Source organism: Bacillus sp. JJ1503, assembly GCF_036965125.1.
In the GTDB taxonomy this organism is placed as follows: domain Bacteria; phylum Bacillota; class Bacilli; order Bacillales; family Cytobacillaceae; genus Cytobacillus.
This window is the reverse complement of record NZ_JBALOZ010000469.1, coordinates 1-2,995: the sequence shown is the minus strand read 5'-3', so window position 1 is coordinate 2,995 and position 2,995 is coordinate 1. Positions and strand designations below refer to the sequence as shown.

Here is a 2,995-nt window from a genome sequence, read left to right as displayed (position 1 = left end):
AATAATTGTAGCACCAAGAGTTTTTTCAAAATGTGTAAGCGCCCATTCGTGCCCGGTTGGATTGAAAGAAGCAACGGCGTCTTCATAGATAAAAATATTGTAACCTTGGTTATAGGCATCAATAGCCGTATGAAGGACACATATATCCGTACATACACCTACTATATAAATATCTGTAATTCCCCGCTCTCTAAGTTTTATAGATAGATCTGTCCCGGCAAATGCGGAATATCTTGTTTTATCTATATATTGAACATTCTTTCTCATCTTATTTTCATCGTAAACATCCTTTAGTGCACCATACAAATCTCTTCCTTTTGTATGCCAAATATTATGGGGCGGAAACAATTTCGTTTCTGGATGAAAGGGATCTCCTTCTTCATGTACATCTATTGCAAAAACGACATAATCATTTTTTTCTATAAATTCTTTTGTGATTTCTGTAATTCTCTCTTCTAAAGCTTGACCGGGTTTTCCACATGTTAATGTGCCGTCTTCTGCAACAAAATCATAGGTGTAATCTACATTAATTAATGCCTTTTTCATAGCTATGCACACTCCTACTATTTTGATTACTTTCATTCATCTTCCAATTCAATCTTATCTTTGCGTTTCTTAATATTCAACTAATTGAGTAGGTTATTGAATTTGATTGACCCTTAATCTTTAGAAAAAAAATTAGGAAGTTGAAAACATCAACTTCCTTTCATTACATAAATCCTTATCTTTATTCAAATAATGGGCTCACAGCTTTTTCATTGTGAATACGATCGATTGCTTCTACAAGTAATGGAGCAACAGATAATAAAGTAATTTTATCTATTCGTTTTTCTTCAGACAGCTTAATTGTATTCGTAACTACTAATTCTTTAATGGGTGAGGACTCAATCCGTTCAATAGCAGGGCCCGATAGAAGTGCATGGGTGCAGCAGGCGTATACCGCTTTTGCTCCATTCTCGATTAAAGCATGAACACCAGTCGTAATGGTTCCAGCTGTATCAATTAAATCATCAATAATAATGGCGTTTTTCCCTTCAATATTTCCGATAATGTGCATGATTTCCGTTTCATTATGCTCAGGACGACGGCGATCAATAAGGGCCAGTGGCACATTGAGCAAATTAGCCATCTTTCTTGCCCTAACAACTCCTCCATTATGCGGGGCCACAATGACAAGATCATCCAATGCCTTTTTCTTAAAATAATCAGCCAGAATTGGAATTCCGGTTAGATGATCCACGGGTTTGTCGAAAAAGCCTTGCACTTGCGGAGAATGGAAGTCGATTGTCAGGATCCTAGTTGCTCCTGCCATTTCCAATAGGTTAGCAATGAGCCTAGCTGTAATGGGCTCCCTAGAACGGGCTTTTCGATCTTGACGCGCATAGCTGTAGTAAGGCATTACAACATTGATCATTTTAGCAGAAGCTCTTTTTAAAGCATCAATCATAATAAGGAGTTCCATTATATGTTCATTCGTAGGCTCTGAAGCCGATTGAACTAAAAATACTTCACTTCCTCTGACACTCTCTTCAATTTGAATTTGAATTTCTCCATCACTGAATTGTTTGCTTGAGCATTTCCCAAGCTCACAACCTAGAACCTGTGCCATTTCTTCAGCAAGCTCACGATTTGAGTTTAAGGTAAACATTTTGAAATTGTCTTTTAGTATGTATGACACCGTTTTACCTCCAAGGTATTTTATCATTTTTGGTTATTATCATTACTTTATATTACATGAAATGTAGTTATGAAGAAAGCTTTAACTGCTTATGCAAACCAATGAAATGTACCTCATTTAAATAGAAATAAACGAACAGCGAGTGGCTCAATACGATGCTGCCTTTTCTTCTATTAGAAAAACCTATTTTCACCAATACAAAACACTAGTACGCAAGTAAATTTTGCGCAAAATCTCTATTATAGAGCAAAAAAGTCTTGCATGTGAATCACATAATAAATCATTGTACAACATATATCCCTATAAAACTAGACTTGGCATACTTCTTGCATTATTGTATGGTAGTTTGTGAGACTACTTCCGAAGTAGTACCAAGCTTGAATTCTTATTACTTTTTTCAAAAATCCTAGGAGGAAGTGTAGAAATGAGCACTTTTAGCAACATCATGATAATTGGGGTATCAGTCCTTTTTATCGTCACCTTATTACTGATTCTTATTGTATTGGTTTCAGTATTGGTCATTAGAAAGCGGGATTTGTCACAAACTCAGCACTCAATCAGACGAAATTTCCCTATCCTTTCTCGTATTCGGTATCTTTCCGAACATATTGGTCCAGAGTTAAGACAGTACTTTTTTGAAGGAGATCATGAAGCTAAGCCTTTTTCACGACTAGACTTTCATTATATTGTGAAATCAGGGAAATACGCTAAAAACATCATTGCTTTCGGAAGCAAGCGCGATTTTGACAAACCCGGTTTTTATATTCGAAATGCATTTTTTGCGAAACAACTCACAGATTTACAAGCTGATAATGAAAACCTTATTATTACACATAAATATGTGGAGGATAAAGATACACTTTTTTCCCGTCATGAGCATCGAGAGCAAGCTCAAATAAAGCCGTGGCACTATACAGATGCAGATAAGATTATTATAGGAAAAGACTCCTGCCGCTATCCATTCACGATCAAAAGCCCTGTGGCCATGAGCGGAATGAGCTACGGAGCCCTTGGCGATCATGCGATTTCGGCACTCTCCTATGGTTTGAAAGACGCAGGTGCCTATATGAATACAGGTGAAGGCGGACTATCGCCCCACCATTTAAAAGGCGGAGCAGACATTATGGTCCAAATTGGCCCAGCGAAGTTTGGATTTAGAAATCCTGACGGAAGCTTTTCATATGATTTGCTTCGTGAAAAAGCAAGCAATCCACAAGTGAAGGCTTTTGAAATAAAACTAGGGCAAGGGGCGAAAATTCGGGGTGGTCACATTGAAGGTTCAAAAGTCACGCCTGAAATTGCTGAGATCCGAGGAGT

2 protein-coding genes and 1 pseudogene are annotated in these 2,995 nt (G+C 37.5%); 1 reads left to right on the top strand and 2 read right to left on the bottom strand.

The genetic code is table 11. The annotated features are described in order from the left end of the window. Together V7149_RS25315 and V7149_RS25310 are read right to left on the bottom strand one after the other, a co-directional pair. A pseudogene (locus tag V7149_RS25315) lies at positions 1-546 on the bottom strand (cysteine hydrolase family protein); the annotation flags it as partial. A gap of 181 nt (positions 547-727) precedes the next feature. Beyond that, positions 728-1,705 (bottom strand): ribose-phosphate diphosphokinase, encoded by a 978-nt coding sequence (locus tag V7149_RS25310; RefSeq protein ID WP_335348324.1) that lies wholly within the window; start codon positions 1,703-1,705, stop codon positions 728-730. A gap of 397 nt (positions 1,706-2,102) precedes the next feature. Between V7149_RS25310 and V7149_RS25305 the strand changes: the two genes are divergently transcribed. Then, a partial coding sequence (locus V7149_RS25305) for a glutamate synthase-related protein (protein WP_335348323.1) occupies positions 2,103-2,995 on the top strand: 893 nt, incomplete at its 3' end.

Bases quoted from the DNA above. Each gene is read 5' to 3' on its own strand.
- V7149_RS25310 (WP_335348324.1), bottom strand. From the start codon at position 1,705: ATGATAAAATACCTTGGAGGTAAAACGGTGTCATACATACTAAAAGAC.